Origin of the sequence: Microbacterium sp., assembly GCF_052102115.1 — a bacterium.
Taxonomy (GTDB): Bacteria; Actinomycetota; Actinomycetes; order Actinomycetales; family Microbacteriaceae; genus Microbacterium.
The window spans coordinates 4,024-4,419 of sequence record NZ_JBQDVP010000086.1 but is presented as its reverse complement, the minus strand read 5'-3'; the positions used below and the strand labels follow the sequence as shown (position 1 = coordinate 4,419).

Sequence of the window (396 nt, the reverse complement as noted above, 5' to 3'; positions counted from 1 at the left end):
CGGAGGGTGAGACGTCGCAGACTCCTGCGACGGACGACCTGACGATCACTGAGGCCGCTCCGGTCTATGACACGTCGATCGTGGTTAATCCGGACAGGGTTGAGCAGGGTGGCACGACGACGGTCACTGGTGAGGGCTTCGAGCCGGAAGAGACGGTGACGATCACTGTTGGCGGCGTCGAGGTGGGTACCGTTGTGGCGGACGCGGACGGTGAATTCTCGTTCGATTACGAGGTTCCGGCTGATGCGACTCCTGGTGATGTCACGGTGTCTGCGGAGGGTGAGACGTCGCAGACTCCTGCGACGGACGACCTGACGATCACTGAGGCTGCTGTGGGTTCGGGCGCGGACGTGAATGGTGACGAGAACACCAACGCGTCGGCGTCGGCCTCGGCAT

The 396-nt window shown here is 63.1% G+C and carries 1 pseudogene; it reads left to right on the top strand.

Going from position 1 to position 396, the window contains the following annotated elements:
• Positions 1–396: pseudogene (locus ACTICP_RS15445) on the top strand (hypothetical protein); the annotation flags it as partial.